General features: G+C 76.4%; 14 protein-coding genes. 4 read left to right on the top strand and 10 right to left on the bottom strand.

Annotation, left to right across the window (positions count from 1 at the left end):
• Positions 1–34: 34 nt before the first annotated feature.
• Positions 35–877 carry a deoxyribonuclease IV gene (locus tag MicB006_RS17430; protein WP_116511511.1) on the bottom strand — a complete coding sequence of 281 codons (843 nt, stop codon included), beginning with the start codon at positions 875–877 and terminating at the stop codon, positions 35–37.
• A 23-nt stretch (positions 878–900) separates the two neighbouring features.
• The gene (pknB, locus tag MicB006_RS17425) at positions 901–2,886 is read right to left on the bottom strand and encodes a Stk1 family PASTA domain-containing Ser/Thr kinase (protein ID WP_116507505.1); all 1,986 of its coding nucleotides are present in this window, start codon (positions 2,884–2,886) and stop codon (positions 901–903) included.
• 142 nt (positions 2,887–3,028) lie between these two features.
• Here pknB and MicB006_RS17420 point away from each other — a divergent pair, with 142 nt between their 5' ends.
• Positions 3,029–3,409 (top strand): Rv2175c family DNA-binding protein, encoded by a 381-nt coding sequence (locus tag MicB006_RS17420; protein WP_116507503.1) that lies wholly within the window; start codon positions 3,029–3,031, stop codon positions 3,407–3,409.
• 151 nt (positions 3,410–3,560) lie between these two features.
• Here MicB006_RS17420 and MicB006_RS17415 read toward each other — a convergent pair whose 3' ends face one another.
• Entirely contained in the window at positions 3,561–4,643 is a 1,083-nt protein-coding gene (locus MicB006_RS17415; protein ID WP_116507501.1) for a polyprenyl synthetase family protein, read from the bottom strand.
• A 9-nt stretch (positions 4,644–4,652) separates the two neighbouring features.
• The gene (locus tag MicB006_RS17410; RefSeq protein WP_225980398.1) at positions 4,653–6,143 is read right to left on the bottom strand and encodes a helix-turn-helix transcriptional regulator; all 1,491 of its coding nucleotides are present in this window, start codon (positions 6,141–6,143) and stop codon (positions 4,653–4,655) included.
• 155 nt (positions 6,144–6,298) lie between these two features.
• Here MicB006_RS17410 and metF point away from each other — a divergent pair, with 155 nt between their 5' ends.
• Both metF and MicB006_RS17400 read left to right on the top strand, forming a co-directional pair.
• Entirely contained in the window at positions 6,299–7,216 is a 918-nt protein-coding gene (metF, locus tag MicB006_RS17405; RefSeq protein ID WP_116507499.1) for a methylenetetrahydrofolate reductase [NAD(P)H], read from the top strand.
• Positions 7,217–7,260: 44 nt separating this feature from the next.
• Positions 7,261–7,950 (top strand): CDP-alcohol phosphatidyltransferase family protein, encoded by a 690-nt coding sequence (locus MicB006_RS17400; protein ID WP_073831031.1) that lies wholly within the window; start codon positions 7,261–7,263, stop codon positions 7,948–7,950.
• A 117-nt stretch (positions 7,951–8,067) separates the two neighbouring features.
• On the opposite strand, the gene MicB006_RS17395 is transcribed toward MicB006_RS17400, so the two are convergent.
• The 6 genes from MicB006_RS17395 to MicB006_RS17370 are packed head-to-tail and all read right to left on the bottom strand — an operon-like array spanning position 8,068 to position 13,256.
• The gene (locus MicB006_RS17395; protein WP_116507497.1) at positions 8,068–9,555 is read right to left on the bottom strand and encodes an NAD(P)/FAD-dependent oxidoreductase; all 1,488 of its coding nucleotides are present in this window, start codon (positions 9,553–9,555) and stop codon (positions 8,068–8,070) included.
• A 12-nt stretch (positions 9,556–9,567) separates the two neighbouring features.
• Entirely contained in the window at positions 9,568–10,695 is a 1,128-nt protein-coding gene (locus tag MicB006_RS17390) for a glycosyltransferase family 2 protein (protein WP_116511507.1), read from the bottom strand.
• Positions 10,692–11,495: a carotenoid biosynthesis protein gene (locus tag MicB006_RS17385; protein WP_116507495.1), complete on the bottom strand. Its 804-nt coding sequence runs from the start codon at positions 11,493–11,495 to the stop codon at positions 10,692–10,694. Before MicB006_RS17385 ends, MicB006_RS17390 begins: the two co-directional genes overlap by 4 nt.
• Positions 11,492–12,046, bottom strand: a complete 555-nt coding sequence (locus tag MicB006_RS17380; RefSeq protein ID WP_116507493.1) for a GNAT family N-acetyltransferase — start codon at positions 12,044–12,046, stop codon at positions 11,492–11,494. Before MicB006_RS17380 ends, MicB006_RS17385 begins: the two co-directional genes overlap by 4 nt.
• A complete protein-coding gene (locus MicB006_RS17375) occupies positions 12,043–12,771 on the bottom strand; it encodes a monooxygenase (protein WP_116507491.1) in 729 nt (242 codons plus the stop codon). The genes MicB006_RS17380 and MicB006_RS17375 overlap by 4 nt, the downstream gene beginning before the upstream one ends.
• Entirely contained in the window at positions 12,768–13,256 is a 489-nt protein-coding gene (locus MicB006_RS17370; protein WP_116507489.1) for a YbaK/EbsC family protein, read from the bottom strand. The genes MicB006_RS17375 and MicB006_RS17370 overlap by 4 nt, the downstream gene beginning before the upstream one ends.
• 527 nt (positions 13,257–13,783) lie before the next feature.
• On the opposite strand from MicB006_RS17370, the gene MicB006_RS17365 reads away from it, so the two are divergent.
• Positions 13,784–14,290 (top strand): SAV_6107 family HEPN domain-containing protein, encoded by a 507-nt coding sequence (locus MicB006_RS17365; RefSeq protein ID WP_116507487.1) that lies wholly within the window; start codon positions 13,784–13,786, stop codon positions 14,288–14,290.
• The last annotated feature ends 144 nt before the right edge of the window (positions 14,291–14,434 follow it).

Genomic DNA, 14,434 nt, shown 5'->3' with positions numbered 1-14,434 from the left:
GGCCGGGGCCGGCGGTGGGGTGAGGGGGGACCCGTCAGGGGCGGAGGCGTTTGAGGGTGGCGATGTCGGCGGCGTGGCCGACGTGCTTCTCCGTGGGGGTCTCCACCAGCACCGGCACGCCGGCCGTCGCCGGATGGCGCATCAGCTCGGCGAACGCCGGCTCGCCGATGGTGCCCTTGCCGATGTTCTCGTGCCGGTCCCGGGTGGAGCCGCACAGGTCCTTCGAGTCGTTCGCGTGCACCAGCCGCAGCCGGCCGGCGCCCACGGTGGCGACCAGCGTGTCGAGCGTGGCGGTCATGCCGCCCTCGGCGGCCAGGTCGTGCCCGGCCGCCCAGGCGTGACAGGTGTCGAAGCAGACCCCCAGCATCGGGTGCCGGTCGACCGCGTCCAGGTAGGGGCCGAGGTGCTCGACCCGGGACGCCAGTGACCGGCCGCCACCGGCGCTCGGCTCGACCAGCAGCATCGGTCCGCCGGTGGCCGCGGCCTCGTCGAGCAGCGGGAGCAGCGACTCCCGGACCTGCCGCAGGGCCGCCTCGGCGTGCCCGGCGTCCACCGAGCTGCCGGCGTGGAACACCACGCCCTCGGCGCCGATCGCCCGGCCCCGCTTCAGCGCGTGCGCGAGCGTCTCCGCCGACCGGGTCACCGTCGCCGGGGTGGGGGAGCCGAGGTTGACCAGCAGCGACGCGTGGATGAACACGGGCAGGCCACGCTCGCCGCAGCCGTCGCGGAACAGCGCGTCCTGCGCCGGGTCACCGGCCGGCAGCGCCCAGCCACGCGAGTTCGAGACGTAGACCTGCACCACCTCGGACTCGGCCGCCTCCGCGTACGGCAGGGCCGCCCGCGCCAGGCCACCGGAGGTGGGGGTGTGCGACCCCACCGGCCGGCACCCGTTCGCGGCGCTCACAGGCACGTCACAGTGACCGTCGTGCCCGGCGGCACCGGCGTGTTCTCGGCCGGGTTCTGGATCCGGACGATGCCGTTCGGGTTGAGCTGCACGTTGACCGGGAAGCCCTGGCTCTCCAGCGTCTGCTTGGCCTGCTGGCAGGGCATGTCGATCACCCGGGGGACGGCCACCTGCGGCGGGCCCTTGCTGATCTCCAGCTTGACCTGGGCGCCCTTCTCCACGCCGGTGCCGTCCGCCGGACTCTGGCCGAGGATCTCGTCCTTCGGCTTGTCGGAGTCCTTGACGTTCTCCACCGGCTTGAGCCCGAGCCGCGCGAGGATGGCGCGCGCCTCGGTGAGGCTCTTGCCGACCAGGTCGGGCACGCTCACCGGGGCGCGGCCCTTGCTGAGGATCAGCGTCACCTTGGCCCCGGGCTTGACCACCGTCCCCACCTTCGGGTCGGTCGCCAGCACGACACCCGCCGGCAGCGCGTCGTCGTAGCGGGAGCTGCCCTTGGCCGCGACCAGGTTGAGACCCTCCAGCTCGACCTGGGCCAGCGCGAAGTCCTTACCCACCACGTCCGGCACCGGCAGGCGCTCCGGGCCGAGCGACAGGGTCAGCGTGATCGTGCCGCCCTTGACGATCCGGGCGGCCGAGCCCGGCGCCTGGCCGAGCACGGTGTCCTTCGGGACGTTCTCGTCGTACCGGGGGTCGGCGTAGCGCAGCGTGAAACCACCGCGCTGGGCCTGCGCCTCGGCCTCGGCCTTCGTGAGGCTCACCATCTGCGGCGCGACCGTGTAGCGGCCCACCCCGAACCACCAGCCGCCGACGGCGGCGACCAGGCCGAGCACCACGACCGCCGCGGCGACGGCCAGCCGGCCGCGCGGCGAGCCCATGATCCGGGTACGCAGGGCGGCGAAGCGGGCGCCCATCCCCTCCGGGTCGGCGGCGCGGCGGCGGTGCGGGCGCTGCGTGGCGGCGCCCTCGGGCAGCCGGGCCCACGCCGGGCGCTCGATCGGCTGCAGCGCGGCCACCACCTGCGTCGGCTGGCTCAGCACCGCCGTGTCGTCGCTGAGCTGGCGCAGCACGGCGGTGTGCGCGTGCGGGTTGCCCAACTCCTCGCGGGCCGCCTGCACCTCGGTCAGCAGCGCCGCGGCGTCGGCCGGACGGGCGGCCGGGTCCCGCCGGGTGGCCCGGGCGACGAGCGCGTCGACAGCCGGCGGCAGCGCCGGAACCAGCGTCGACGGGGGAGGCACGTCCCGGTCGACGTGCTGCCAGGCGACCTCCACCGGGCGGTCGCCGTCGTAGGGCACCCGGCCGGTGAGCATCTCGAACAGCACGATGCCGGCCGAGTAGACGTCGGTGCGCGGGTCGGCGTGGCCCTGGGTGACCAGCTCCGGCGCCACGTACGCCACTGTCGCCATGAGCTGGTTGCCGTTCTCGTCCTCCGCGCTCGCCTCGACGGCCCGGGCCAGCCCGAAGTCGGCCACCTTGACCACGCTGTCGACCAGGTCGCGGCTGCCGCCGGCGGGCACCTCGGCGACCAGGACGTTCTCCGGTTTGACGTCCCGGTGCACCAGGCCGGCCCGGTGCGCGGCGGCGAGCGCGGCGAGCACCTGCTCGGTGATCGCGAGCGCCTCGTCCGGATTCAGCCGGCGGCGCTCGGCGAGCACGTCACGCAGCGTGCGGCCGCGCACGTACTCCATCACCAGGTACGGCAGGCCGGCGTGGATGCCCTGGTCGTAGACCGCCACCACGTTCGGGTGGGTGAGCCGGGCGATCGTCTTCGCCTCGTCGGTGAACCGCTCGACGAAGCCGGCCATCCGGGCCCGGGCCTGTGGCGCCTGGGTCGGGTGAATGATCTTGACCGCCACGGTGCGCTCCAGGCGCTCGTCGGTGGCGGTGTACACGGTCGCCATGCCACCACGGGCGACGCGCCCGCGAATGCGGTAGCGCCCCTCGATCAGCGAGCCCAGCAACGTGTCGGCGACCTGTGTGTCCATCGGCAGGCAGTCTATGTGTCGGAAGGGTGAACGTAGAACAGGATGCTACCGCCGGGTTGGGACACCGGTGGCCCGGCGCGCTCGCGGGCCGGTCCGGGGGTGCCGTGCACCGGATCCGGCGGGCACGTGGCAGGGTGGTCGGGTGACCGATTCCGTACCCGCCGAGACCGGCGCCGACCTGGCCGGACCGGCCGACCCGGCCGGCTGGCTGACGCTGCCCGACGTGGCCGAGCGCCTGGACCTGTCGATCAGCAAGGTGCACCAGATGATCCGCGACCGCGAACTGCTCGCGGTGCGCCGTGACGGCGTCCGCCGCGTCCCGGCCGACCTGGTGGCCAACCACACCGTGCTCAAGCACCTGCCCGGCGTGCTCAACCTGCTCGACGACGCCGGGTACGACGACGAGGAGGCGCTGCGCTGGCTCTACCGGGAGGACCCGTCGCTTCCCGGCACCCCGGCCGTCGCGCTCGGCGGCGACCTGGCCCGCGAGGTCAAACGCCGAGCCCAGGCCGTGGGCTTCTAGCCCCACCCTTCACCCACCCGGGCCCCGGCCCTCCCGTCCTCGTTGATCATGAAGTTGGCGGCGAAGTCGATCTCCAAAAGTGCCGCCAACTTCATGATCGACCGCTTCGGAGGCGGGCGTGGCGGGGGAGAGTGGGCGTGGGCAGGGGCCGTCAGGCGGGGCGGCGGGTGGCGGCTATGGCCAGGTCCACCAGCGCCTGGCGGGCCTCGGTGTCCAGGTCGACGGCGGTGAGCGCGGCGAGCGCGCTCTCGGTGAGTGCGGCGATGTGCTGTTCGGCGCGCTCCAGCGCGCCGCTTGTGGTGATCAGCTCGCGCAGCCGGTCCACCCCGGCCGCGTCCAGGTCCGGTACGCCGAGCCCGGCCAGCAGCGCCTCCCGGCCGGCCTGGTCGAGCGTCTCCAGGGCCGCCGCCACCAGGTACGTCCGCTTGCCCTCGCGCAGGTCGTCACCGGCCGGCTTGCCGGTGAGCTCCGGGTCGCCGAACACGCCCAGCACGTCGTCGCGAAGCTGGAACGCCTCACCCAGCGGCAGCCCGTACGCGGAGTAGGCGGCGTGCACCTCGGGCTGGGCGCCGGCCAGCGCGGCGCCCAGCAGCAGCGGCCGTTCGACCGTGTACTTCGCCGACTTGTACCGGGCCACCTTGGCCGCCCGGTCGAGCGAGGTGTCCGCGGTCGCCTGGGTCAGCACGTCCAGGTACTGCCCGACGGTCACCTCGGTGCGCATCTCGTCGAAGATCGGCCGGGCCCGGGCCACCGTCGCCGGCGCCAGGCCGGAGGAGTGCAGCAGCTCGTCGGACCAGACCAGGCACAGGTCGCCCAGCAGGATCGCGGCCGAGTCGCCGAAGGCGTCCGCGTCGCCGCCCCAGCCGGCCGCCCGGTGCCGGGCGGCGAACCTGCGGTGCACCGCAGGCTCGCCCCGCCGGGTGTCCGACCGGTCCATCAGGTCGTCGTGAATCAGCGCGCTGGCCTGCACGAACTCCAGCGCGGCCAGGGCGGCGACGACCTGGTCGGAGTCGACCCCGCCGGCACCCCGGTAGCCCCAGTAGCCGAAGGCCGGGCGCAGCCGCTTGCCGCCGCCCAGCACGAACGCCTCGATCGCCTCGGCGACGGGCAGCAGGCCGTCGTCGACGGCGGTCAGCCAGCCGCGCTGGCCGGCCAGGAACTCGGTGAGCGCCTTGTCGATCCGCTGACGCAGGCCGGCACGGTCGACGGGGGAAACAGGAGCAGCGTGGGTCACGCCACGACGCTAGCGGTTCGGGCCCGCTCCCGTCGTGCCACCGTCCCGGCGTGCCTCGCAGCTCACCGGCGGTGACGGTCGCCATCGGTGCCGCGACGGCAGGTACGGACGGGCCGCCGCGAGCAGCCGCGCGTACCCCCGGGTCGCCGGTCCGGGCGGACGGCGGGTCAGCCCGCGGCGGAACTCGGTGAGCTGGCCCACGGCCCGGGGCGAGCCGGAGCGGACCGCGTTGAGCAGCGCCTCGCCGGCCACCGCGCACGCCTCGGGCTCCGCGCCGAGCCCCAGGTGCCCGCGGGCCAGCCAGCCGCCGTACACCGCTGAGCGGCGCGGGCGGCCCAGCGCAGTCACCACGGGCGTCAGCAGCGGCACGGCCGCGGCGGGACGACCCAGCGCGACGAGCGTGCGCCCGGTCATCGCGGCCAGCTCGGCCGCGTCCAGCCAGTACAGCCAGGGCGGCTCCCGGCCGGGCTCCGGAGGCCCGGCCCGGTCGGCGCCGGCCAGCGCCTGGCCGGCGGCGCGACGCCGCCCGCCGAGCGCGGCGGCGAGCGCGACCCGGTGCAGCAGCAGCGCCTGCAGCCCGGGGGAGGCGGCGGCGCGGCTGGCCGCGTACCCGATCCGGGCCAGGGCCAGCGCGCCGGCCGGGTCGCCGGCGTCGGCCAGCAGGTGGCTGGCCGACCCGAGCACGTGCCCGGCCAGCGGCGGCTCCCCGGCGGCCATCGCGGCCCGCAGCGCCAGCCGGTAGGCGACCAGGCCGCCGGTGAGGTCGCCGGCGTCGGCGGCCAGCCACCCGGCGAGCTGCGCCGACTCGGCCAGCGACGGCAGCATCCGCCGCCGGCCGGCGGGCCCGGCGCGCCGGTAGCCGCGGACCGAGCGGCGCAGCCGGCGCGTGCCGAGCCCGGCGAGGTCGCCGCCGCCGAGCAGGTCGTCCCAGCGCCGCAGCGTGGCCAGCGACGCCCCGTCCGCCGGGTGCCGCCGACCGGAGCCGGCGCTGTCGTCGGCGGCGGGCGGCCCGTACCCGTCGCCGGTGGCCGGGCCGGCGACCGGCGGCGTCGCCGGGCCGGTGAACGGGCCGGCCAGCGTGCCGCCACCCGGGTCGGCGGCCCAGCGGTGCGCCAGGGTGAGCAGCGCCAGCCGGGCGCGGGACCCGGCCGGGTCGACGGCGACGGGCGTCGCGCCGAGCCGGCGGCTGCTGGCGGCGGCCCCGGCGAGCAGCTCGCCCGGCACGCCCAGGACCGTCGCCAGCCAGGCGGACCAGAAGTCGCCGGGGAGCCGGAGCTGGCGCTCCCAGCGGGACACCTCGTGCCGGGTCAGGGTGGGCACGCCGGAGGCGGCGCAGAGTTCGGCGGCGAGCCGCTGCTGGCTCCAGCCGCGGGCGGCCCGCAGCTCGGCCAGGAGCGGCCCGAGCAGGCGCGGGCCGGGCGGCGAGGACGGGATCATGGTGACCTCCGGGGCGACGGCGCGGATGGCGACGCGGACGCCCGGCCGGCGCCGGCGCGTCACAGTCGTGGCGACCCCCGCGCGGGCCCCCGGGACGGCCGTCGGCCGCCCCACCGCGCTGTGGTCTTTCTACCCCCGGGGTACGACGTCGCGCCGCGGAGTGTTCGCGGGCTGGGAAGACGCTCGGTAAGCCGGGCGCTCCCGGCTACAGTCGGTCCGTGGCGCTCGGTCTTCCCTCGGTCCTCCCCAATCCCCAGCCGGCCATCGGGGAGCTGATCCGTGACGGCCGCCCGACGTTCTCCTTCGAGTTCTTCCCGCCGAAGACGCAGGCCGGGGAGAAACTGCTCTGGCAGGCCATCCGGGAGCTCGAGTCGCTGCGCCCCTCGTTCGTCTCGATCACCTACGGCGCGGGCGGCTCGACCCGCGACACCACGGTGGCGGTGACCGAGCGGATCGCCACCGAGACCACGCTGCTGCCGATGGCGCACCTCACCGCCGTGAACCACTCGGTGGCCGAGCTGCGGCACGTGATCGGCCGGCTGGCCTCGGTCGGGGTGCGCAACGTGCTGGCCGTGCGGGGCGACCCGCCGGGCGACCCGGGCGGCGAGTGGATCGCCCACCCCGAAGGCGTCCGGTACGCCGAGGACCTGGTCCGGCTGGTACGGGACAGCGGTGACTTCAGCGTCGGGGTTGCCGCCTTCCCGTACAAGCACCCGCGGTCGCCGGACGTGGCCAGCGACACCGCGTACTTCGTCCGCAAGTGCCGGGCGGGCGCGGAGTTCGCCGTCACCCAGATGTTCTTCGACGCCGACGACTACCTGCGGCTGCGCGACCGGGTGGCCGCCGCGGGCTGCGACACGCCGATCCTGGCCGGGGTGATGCCGGTGACCCAGATCGGCACCATCGAACGCTCGGTGCATCTGTCCGGCGCGCCGTTCCCGCCGGCGCTCGCCGAGCGGTTCGAGCGGGTGGCCGACGACCCCGAGGCGGTGCGCCGCCTCGGCGTCGAGCAGGCGAGCGAGATGTGCGAGAAGCTCCTCGACGAGGGCGTGCCCGGGATCCACTTCATCACGCTCAACCGGTCCACCGCGACCCGCGAGGTGTGGCAGCGACTGCGCGCGGCCGCACGGGTGTGACCACCCGCCACACGACACCCGCGCCGTGCTTCTACGGTTGATCCGTGGTGGGCACACAGCTGAACTGGGACCAGTACGCGACGGCGTGGGCGCGGCTGCACGGCGGCTTCGATCCGCGTACCGCCGCGCCGGTGGTGCGTGCCTGGCTGCGCTTCGCCTACCACGTGGGCTACGTGCTGGGCCGGCTGCGCGTCGGTCCCACCCCGGTGACCGTGTTCGGGGTGCTGCTCTGCTTCTGCGTACCCCTGTTCGTGGAGCGGCCCGGCGACGGGCCGTTCCTGGGCGCGTTGTTCGTGCTGCTGGCCGCGGTGGCCGACAGCGTCGACGGCGCGGTGGCGGTCGCCACCGGCCGCACCACCCGCCTGGGCTACGTCTACGACTCGGTCGCCGACCGGCTCGGCGAGGTGGCCTGGCTGATCGCGTTCTGGCTGCTCGGCGCGCCGGGCGCGCTGGTCGCGGCGGCCGGTGGCCTGTCCTGGCTGCACGAGTACGTGCGGGCGCGCGCGGTGTCGGCCGGGATGCGGGAGATCGGCGCGGTGACGGTGGGCGAGCGGCCGACCCGGGTCAGCGTCGCTCTGGTCGGGCTGCTGGTCGCCGGGCTCACCGGCCTGATCGACGCCGACCTGACCGCCGGCACCATCACCATGGCCACCACGGTCTGGGTGCTGCTCGCCGGGTTCGGCCTCGGCCAGTTGCTCTCCGCCGTCCGCCGCGCCCTGGTCGACGCCGGCTGACCGTCCGTGCCCGCGCCGCCCGCGCTGCCCGCGCTGTCCGCCGCGCGGCGGGCTGCCCGCGTTAAGAAGGGGCCCTTCCTCTACCGGAGGCGTTAAGAAGGGGCCCTTCCTTACACCTCACCAGGCCGGGCCGACCGCCTCGGCGACGATCTCCGCGGACAGCGTCACCATGGGCAGGCCGCCGCCGGGGTGGCTGGAGCCGCCGACCAGCCAGAGCCCGGCGACCGGGCCCCGGTTGGCCGGGCGCAGCAGCCCGCCCGCGGTGCCGTAGATCGCCCCGCCCGGCGCGCCGGTGGCCGCGTCCAGGTCGGCCGGGGTGCGGATCTCCCGGAACACCAGCCGGTCGCGCACGTCGGCGCCGCGTTCGGCCAGCACGTCGAGGATCCGGTCCGCGTACGCCTCGGCCAGGCCGGGCCGCCGCCAGTCCACAGCGCTCGCGGCGGTGCCGTGCCGGGGCGCGTTGACGAGCACGAACCACGCCTCGTGGCCGTCCGGGCGGACCGCCGGGTCGTCGGCCGCGGTGACGAACACGGTCGGGTCCGGCGCCGGGCGGGCCCGCACCCCGCGACCCGGGTCGCCGAAGACGGCGTCGAACTCGGCGTCGTAGTCGCGGGGGAAGAAGACGTTGTGGTGGGCCAGCCCGGAGTCGCCGCGTACGCCCAGCAGCAGCACGAACCCGGCCAGGCTGCGGTCGGTGAGCGCGGCCAGCCGGCGCGGGTCGGGCAGCAGGTTCCGGTAGACGGTGAGCGCGTCCACGTTGGCGACCACCACGTCGGCCGGCACCGGCGCGGCGGACCCGGCCACGCGTACCCCGTGCACCCGGCCGCCCGCGGCGTCGATCCGGGTGACCGTGGCGTCGGTGCGTACCACCACGCCGAGGTCCAGGCAGCGGGACAGCAGCGCGTCGGCGAGCGTGCCCAGCCCGCCGCGCAGGTACCAGCCGCCGTACGCCAGTTCGGCGTAGGGGACGGCGACGAGCGCGGCCGGGGCGCGGCGCGGGTCGGCGCCGGTGTACGTGGCGTACCGGTCCAGCAGCATCCGCAGCCGCGGGTCGGACAGGTGACGGCGGCCCAGCCCGCGCAGCGTACGGCCGGGGCCGATGGCGGCCAGGTCGCCCAGCCGCCAGGCCAGCGCGGCCAGGTCGCGGGGCGAGTCGACGGTACGGCGCAGGATGTCCCGGTGCGAGGCCGCCCACACCCGGCCGGCGCGCCGCCGCAGCCCGCGCCAGTCGGCGGCGGACCGGTCGCCGAACGCGGCGCCGATCCGGGCGGCGAACTCGTCCGGGTCGGCGCAGGAGTCGAGCGCGGGCCCGCCGCCGGGGAAGACGTGCCGCACGATCGGGTCCAGCGGGACCACGTCGAGGTATTCGTCGAGCTTCGCGCCGGTCGCCTCGAACAGGTCGTGGAAGACCTGCGGCAGGGTGAACAGGCTCGGCCCGGTGTCGAAGTGCCACACCCCCTCCGGGGTGTGGTGGGCGTACCGGCCGAGCTTGCCTCCGACCGTGCCGGCCCGTTCGAGGACGGTGACCTCGTGCCCGGTGACCGCGAGCCGGGCGGCGGCGGCGAGCCCGCCCACGCCGGCGCCGATGACCACGATGCGCGCCATGGCGTGCCCCTCCTAGGTGACCGGGCGACCCCGCCAGGTGAGCCGGCGTCGCTTCCGCAGATGGTACGACCGGACGGTCAGCCAACCGAGGACCACGACCGACACGGGGTGTGCCAGCGCGTCGGGCCACGCCCGCCCGCCGGTGGCGCGGGCGCTGACCACCCGCCCGGCGACCCCGGCCAGGTAGGCCAGGAACGCCACCGCGGCCACCGCCGGCGCGCCGGCCAGCAACGCGCCGAGGGCCAGCAGCGGCGGCGCGACGTAGAGCGCGACCAGCAGCGCCAGCACGGCCGCCGCGGCGGTGGGGTGCCCGAACGTCGCCCACAGCGACTTGGTGTAGCCGTCGCGCAGCTGCGGCCAGGTGTCGTACATCCGGCAGGACGCCAGCCGGGACCCGTCGGCGAGCGCGATCCGCCCGCCTGCTCGTTTCACCGCCCGGGCCAGCTCGATGTCCTCCAGCACTTTGTCGGCCACCGCCGCGTGCCCGCCGGCCCGCAGGTAGCCGGCCCGGTCCACGACCAGGAACTGCCCGCCCGCCGCCGCGAGGGAGGGCCGCCGCGAGCGCTCCATCGCGCGCAGCGGCAGGAACGTCAGCCACAACCACTGCAGCAGCGGCTGCACCAGCCGGTCGGCCGCCGTCCGCACCACGATCCGGGGGTACGGCGACAGCAGCGCCGCATCGGCCGCGCGCAACTCGGTCACCGCCGCCGCCACCGCGTACGGGGTGAGCACCACGTCCGCGTCGACGAAGGCCAGCACCGTCGGCTCCGGGGCGGTACGGGTGGCGAGCTGCCAGCAGGCGTGCGGCTTGCCCAGCCAGCCGGGCGGCGTGGCGACGCCGGTGAGCAGCGTGAGGCGGGGATCGTCGCCGGCCACCGCGCGGACCACGTCGGCGGTGCCGTCGGTCGATCCGTCGTCGAGCACCACGATCCGCAGGCCCGGCACGCCGCGCTGGGCCAGCAGCGCGCGCAGGCACGGGTTGACCCGCTCGGCCTCGTCGCGCAGCGGCAGCAGCACCGCCACCGGCTCGGTCACCTCGGCCGGGCCGGCGGTGGGGCGGCGCAGCCAGGCGTACGCGTTGACGAGCGTGTGCCCGGTGAGCGCGGCGACCGCCGCGGCCAGCGCGAGGGCGGCGATCATGCCGGGGCGTCGACGCGCGGCGCCGGCTCCGGCTCGGCGGCCCGGTCCCGGCGGGCCCGCCACAGCGTCACCGCCAGCGGCACCGCCGCCACCGCCATCCCGGCCGCGCCCCACAGCGCCGACGCCGGCAGCCGCAGGAACACCGCGTGCGCCAGCACGCTGGAGGCGTACGTCCAGAGGTAGAGCGCGAACATCGGCGCGTCCCGGCCGCCGACCCGGTCCACCGACGGCCCGGCGAGCGGGCGCAGCGCGACCGCCAGCAGCACCGCGAAGCCCAGCCAGCCCAGATAGTTGCTGACCGGGATGCCGGGTAGCCCGGGCAGAGCCGGGGTGGCGTCGCGCCAGGTCCAGTAGCCCTCGGCCACCATCTGCGGGTCGAGGAACAGGTCCCAGGCGGCCAGCCCCACCGCCGAGAGCGCGATCCGGGCGAGGCGGGAGCGGACGAGCCGGACCGCGGTGAGCCACGCCGGCCAGGCCATCCAGGTCCAGGCCAGCGGGATGATCAGCGGCACCCCGGCCAGCTTCGGGCCCAGCTCGCCGGAGTAGTCGTAGGTGCCGAACGGGAAGCCGGTGGCCACGCCGATCGCCTCCACCGCGAACCCGCCGCCGGTGACGACCGCGACCAGCGCGACGGCGGTACGGGCGCCGCGGGTGAGCAGCGCGTGGCCGACCGAGAGCAGCCAGCCGAGCACCACGGTGGCCACTGTCAGCCCGGCCCGGGTGGAGCCGCCGGTGAGCGGGTAGCAGATCTGGGCGAGGATCAGCGCGGCCAGCAGCGCCCAGGGCAACCGGGCTTTCATGACTCGTCCGGCGGGGGCAGCGGCAGGTCCCGGCCGAGCACGCCGAACGGCCGCTCGTCGCCGGGGAAGTGGAAGTGCCGCAGGACGTCGACGAAACCGAACCGGCGGTACAGCCGCCAGGCCCGGGACTTCTCCTCGTCGGCCTCCGGGGTGGACAGCAGCGTGGTGTCGCCCTCGGCCACGGCGAGCAGCGCGCGCAACTGGCGGGCGCCCAGGCCGTGCCCCTGCGCGGGCGGGCGGACGTGCAGCTCGACCACCTCGAACGGGTGGGTCAGCCAGCGCTGCCGGGCCTGCGCGTTCAGCGCCCGGTGCACCTGGTCGTGCCACCACTGCCCGGTGGCGCCCCGGTAGCCGTACCCGAAGCCGGCCAGGTGTCCCTCGCTGGTCAGGCTGGCGACGGCGCGGAAGCCGGGCCGGCGTACGTGGGTGGCGATGTAGCCGCGGCGGGCCTCCAGCAGGTCGGGCCGGTAGCCCATCGCCTCGCCGTAGACGGCCACCACGTCGTCCAGCCGCCGGACCAGGTCGTCCGGCGTCCACCGCACCAGCCTCATGCGTACCCTCTCGCTGTTTCCGGGTCGTCCTCGGCGGCCCAGCCGAGCACCGTGCGGTCGCCGGCCACGTCGCCCACCGCGAACCGCGCGAACAGTTCCTCCGCGTACCAGCCCTCGGTGGGGGTGCGGGTGATCGCGGCGCGGTGCTCGGGGGAACGGTACGCGAACGCGACCAGGTCCGCCGGGTCGCGCCACACGCTCACCGTGCCCTGCCAGCCCAGCGGCGCCTCGCCGACGCCGAAGCGGGCGAGCAGGCCGGGCGCGGTGTGCAGCTCGGCGGCGACCGGGGGGATCGCCCGCCAGAACGTGGCCGCCCGGCGGGTCCGCAGCCGGGCCCGGGTCAGCGCCAGCACCGGCCCGGTGACCCGTCCGCCCGACGGCGCGCCGAACGGCTCCCGGCCGGACCACCGGCCGCGGCTGGTCAGCGGGCGCAGGTCCACCCGCACCGCGGCGCGGGCGATCCGGGCCCAGGACCGGGCGACAGGGGAGGCGTCGAAGCCGGCCGCGTCGGCGGGGGAGTCCCAGACCACGAGCGCGGCCCACCGGGTCAGGTCGGCGTCGCCGGGGCCGAATCCGGTGCCGGTCCCGGTGCCGAGCAGCTTGGCGAAGCGGACGCCGGGCAGGCGGCGCAGCCGCGCCGGGTGGGTGGCCATCCGGGCCAGCACACCGGGTACGGCCCGCCGGGGCACACGCCACACGTGCAGCGTGACGAGTTCGGGGTTCACGCCACCTCGGCCGGAGCGCCGGCGGTGATCCGCAGCAGTTCCGCGTACGTGGTGGGGAACACCGCCCGGGGTACGCCGCCTGCGGCCCACACCTCGTCGTACCCGGTCAGGGCGGTGTCGACGACGGTGCGCAGCGGCGCGGGGTGGCCGACCGGGGCGACGCCGCCGATCACCTGCCCGGTGTGCCGCTTGACGAATTCCGGGGTGGCCCGGCGCAGCCGGGTCACGCCCAGCGTGGCGGCGAGCCCCGCGGTGTCCACCCGGTGCGCGCCGGAGGTGAGCACCAGCAGCGGCGCGCCGTCCGCGTCGAAGATCAGCGAGTTGGCGATGGCGCCGACGGCGACGCCGAGCGCCTCGGCCGCGGCGGCGGCGGTGTGCACCGCGTCGGGCAGCAGTCGGACGAGGCTGGCCTCGCCCGATCCGACCCGCGCGCCCGCCTCGTCGAGCGCGCGCTGCACCGCCTGCACGTTCGGGTGTGGCTGCATGACCCCATTCTTCCCTCACCCCGGTACGGCCCCGCCGGGGGCCGTGGTCCTCCCGTGTGTCCCCGGCGCGTCACACGTTGCGTTTTCGTCGGGGGGGAGGTGTACTGTCAGGGTAGTTAGAACGAGTGTTCGATTCCGGTTCGAAGTTCGGCCCAGTCCGAACGGCATCGGCTCAGCTCCCCGGCTGACCGGCCCCGGTTCGAGCCGGTCGCGCACCCGTCGAACGCTCCGGAGACGGTGTTTCGCGGCACCGGTTTCCGGGAGGTGCGGCACCGCGGGCCGCACCGGGTTCGGACAGTCGCGAGTCCGGGCCCGTCAGGCAGGTCGTCGCCCGCCGCCCACGACCCCCGGGCGGCGGGCGACGGACCCGCCGGTACGCCGGCCGGGGGTGGGTGTGGGGAAGCGTCCACACCCGGCCGGCCCGCCACCTCAAGGTGCGTCTTCCTCCGCACCGACCGCTCCGGGCGACCGGGCGACGGTTTCCGTCGCTCGACCGCCCGCCCCGGCCACACGCGGAGGAGAGACCCATGCCGACCAGTCCGGCCCAGGCGCCCACGGTGCCCGCGCACGTGCTGCCGCACCGCACCCCCGCCCAGTTGCTCGCGGTGGCCCGCGACGGGCTGGCCGAGGCCGCCCGCACCCGTCCCGACGGCCTCCGGTACGCCGCCGCCCACCTGGCGGCGCTGCGCGCCGCCGCCGCCGTGCTCGCCGCCCGGGCCCGTCCCGCGCCCACCCGGCGGAACCGGATCACCAGCGTCTGGGTGCTGCTCGCCACCGTCGCCCCCGAGCTGGACGAGTGGGCCGTCTACTTCGCGGCCGGCGCGAGCAAGCGGGCCGCCGCCGAGGCCGGCATCCCCCGCGTGGTCACCGCCCGGGAGGCCGACGACCTGCTGCGCGCCGCCGAGGAGTTCGTGACAGTGGTGGAGACCGCGCTCGGCCTGGCGCACCAGCCGGCGCTCGACGGCCTGCCCCGGCCCCTGCGGCGCGGCGCCTCCGACTCCCCGCCGTCGCGGCCCGGAGCGGCAGCCGCCTGATTCGTGGCGCCCGGCCACCACCGGCGGGACCCCGGGTGGCCGGGCGCCGCACCAACGGCACCGCGTGCCGCAGCACCGACACGATCCACAGCACACGATCCACAGCACCATCCACGGGCGGGACCCGTGGCGAAACACGACGGG

Origin of the sequence: Micromonospora sp. B006, from assembly GCF_003408515.1 — a bacterium.
Taxonomy (GTDB): Bacteria; Actinomycetota; Actinomycetes; order Mycobacteriales; family Micromonosporaceae; genus Micromonospora; species Micromonospora echinospora_A.
This window is presented reverse-complemented; position numbering and strand designations above follow the sequence as displayed.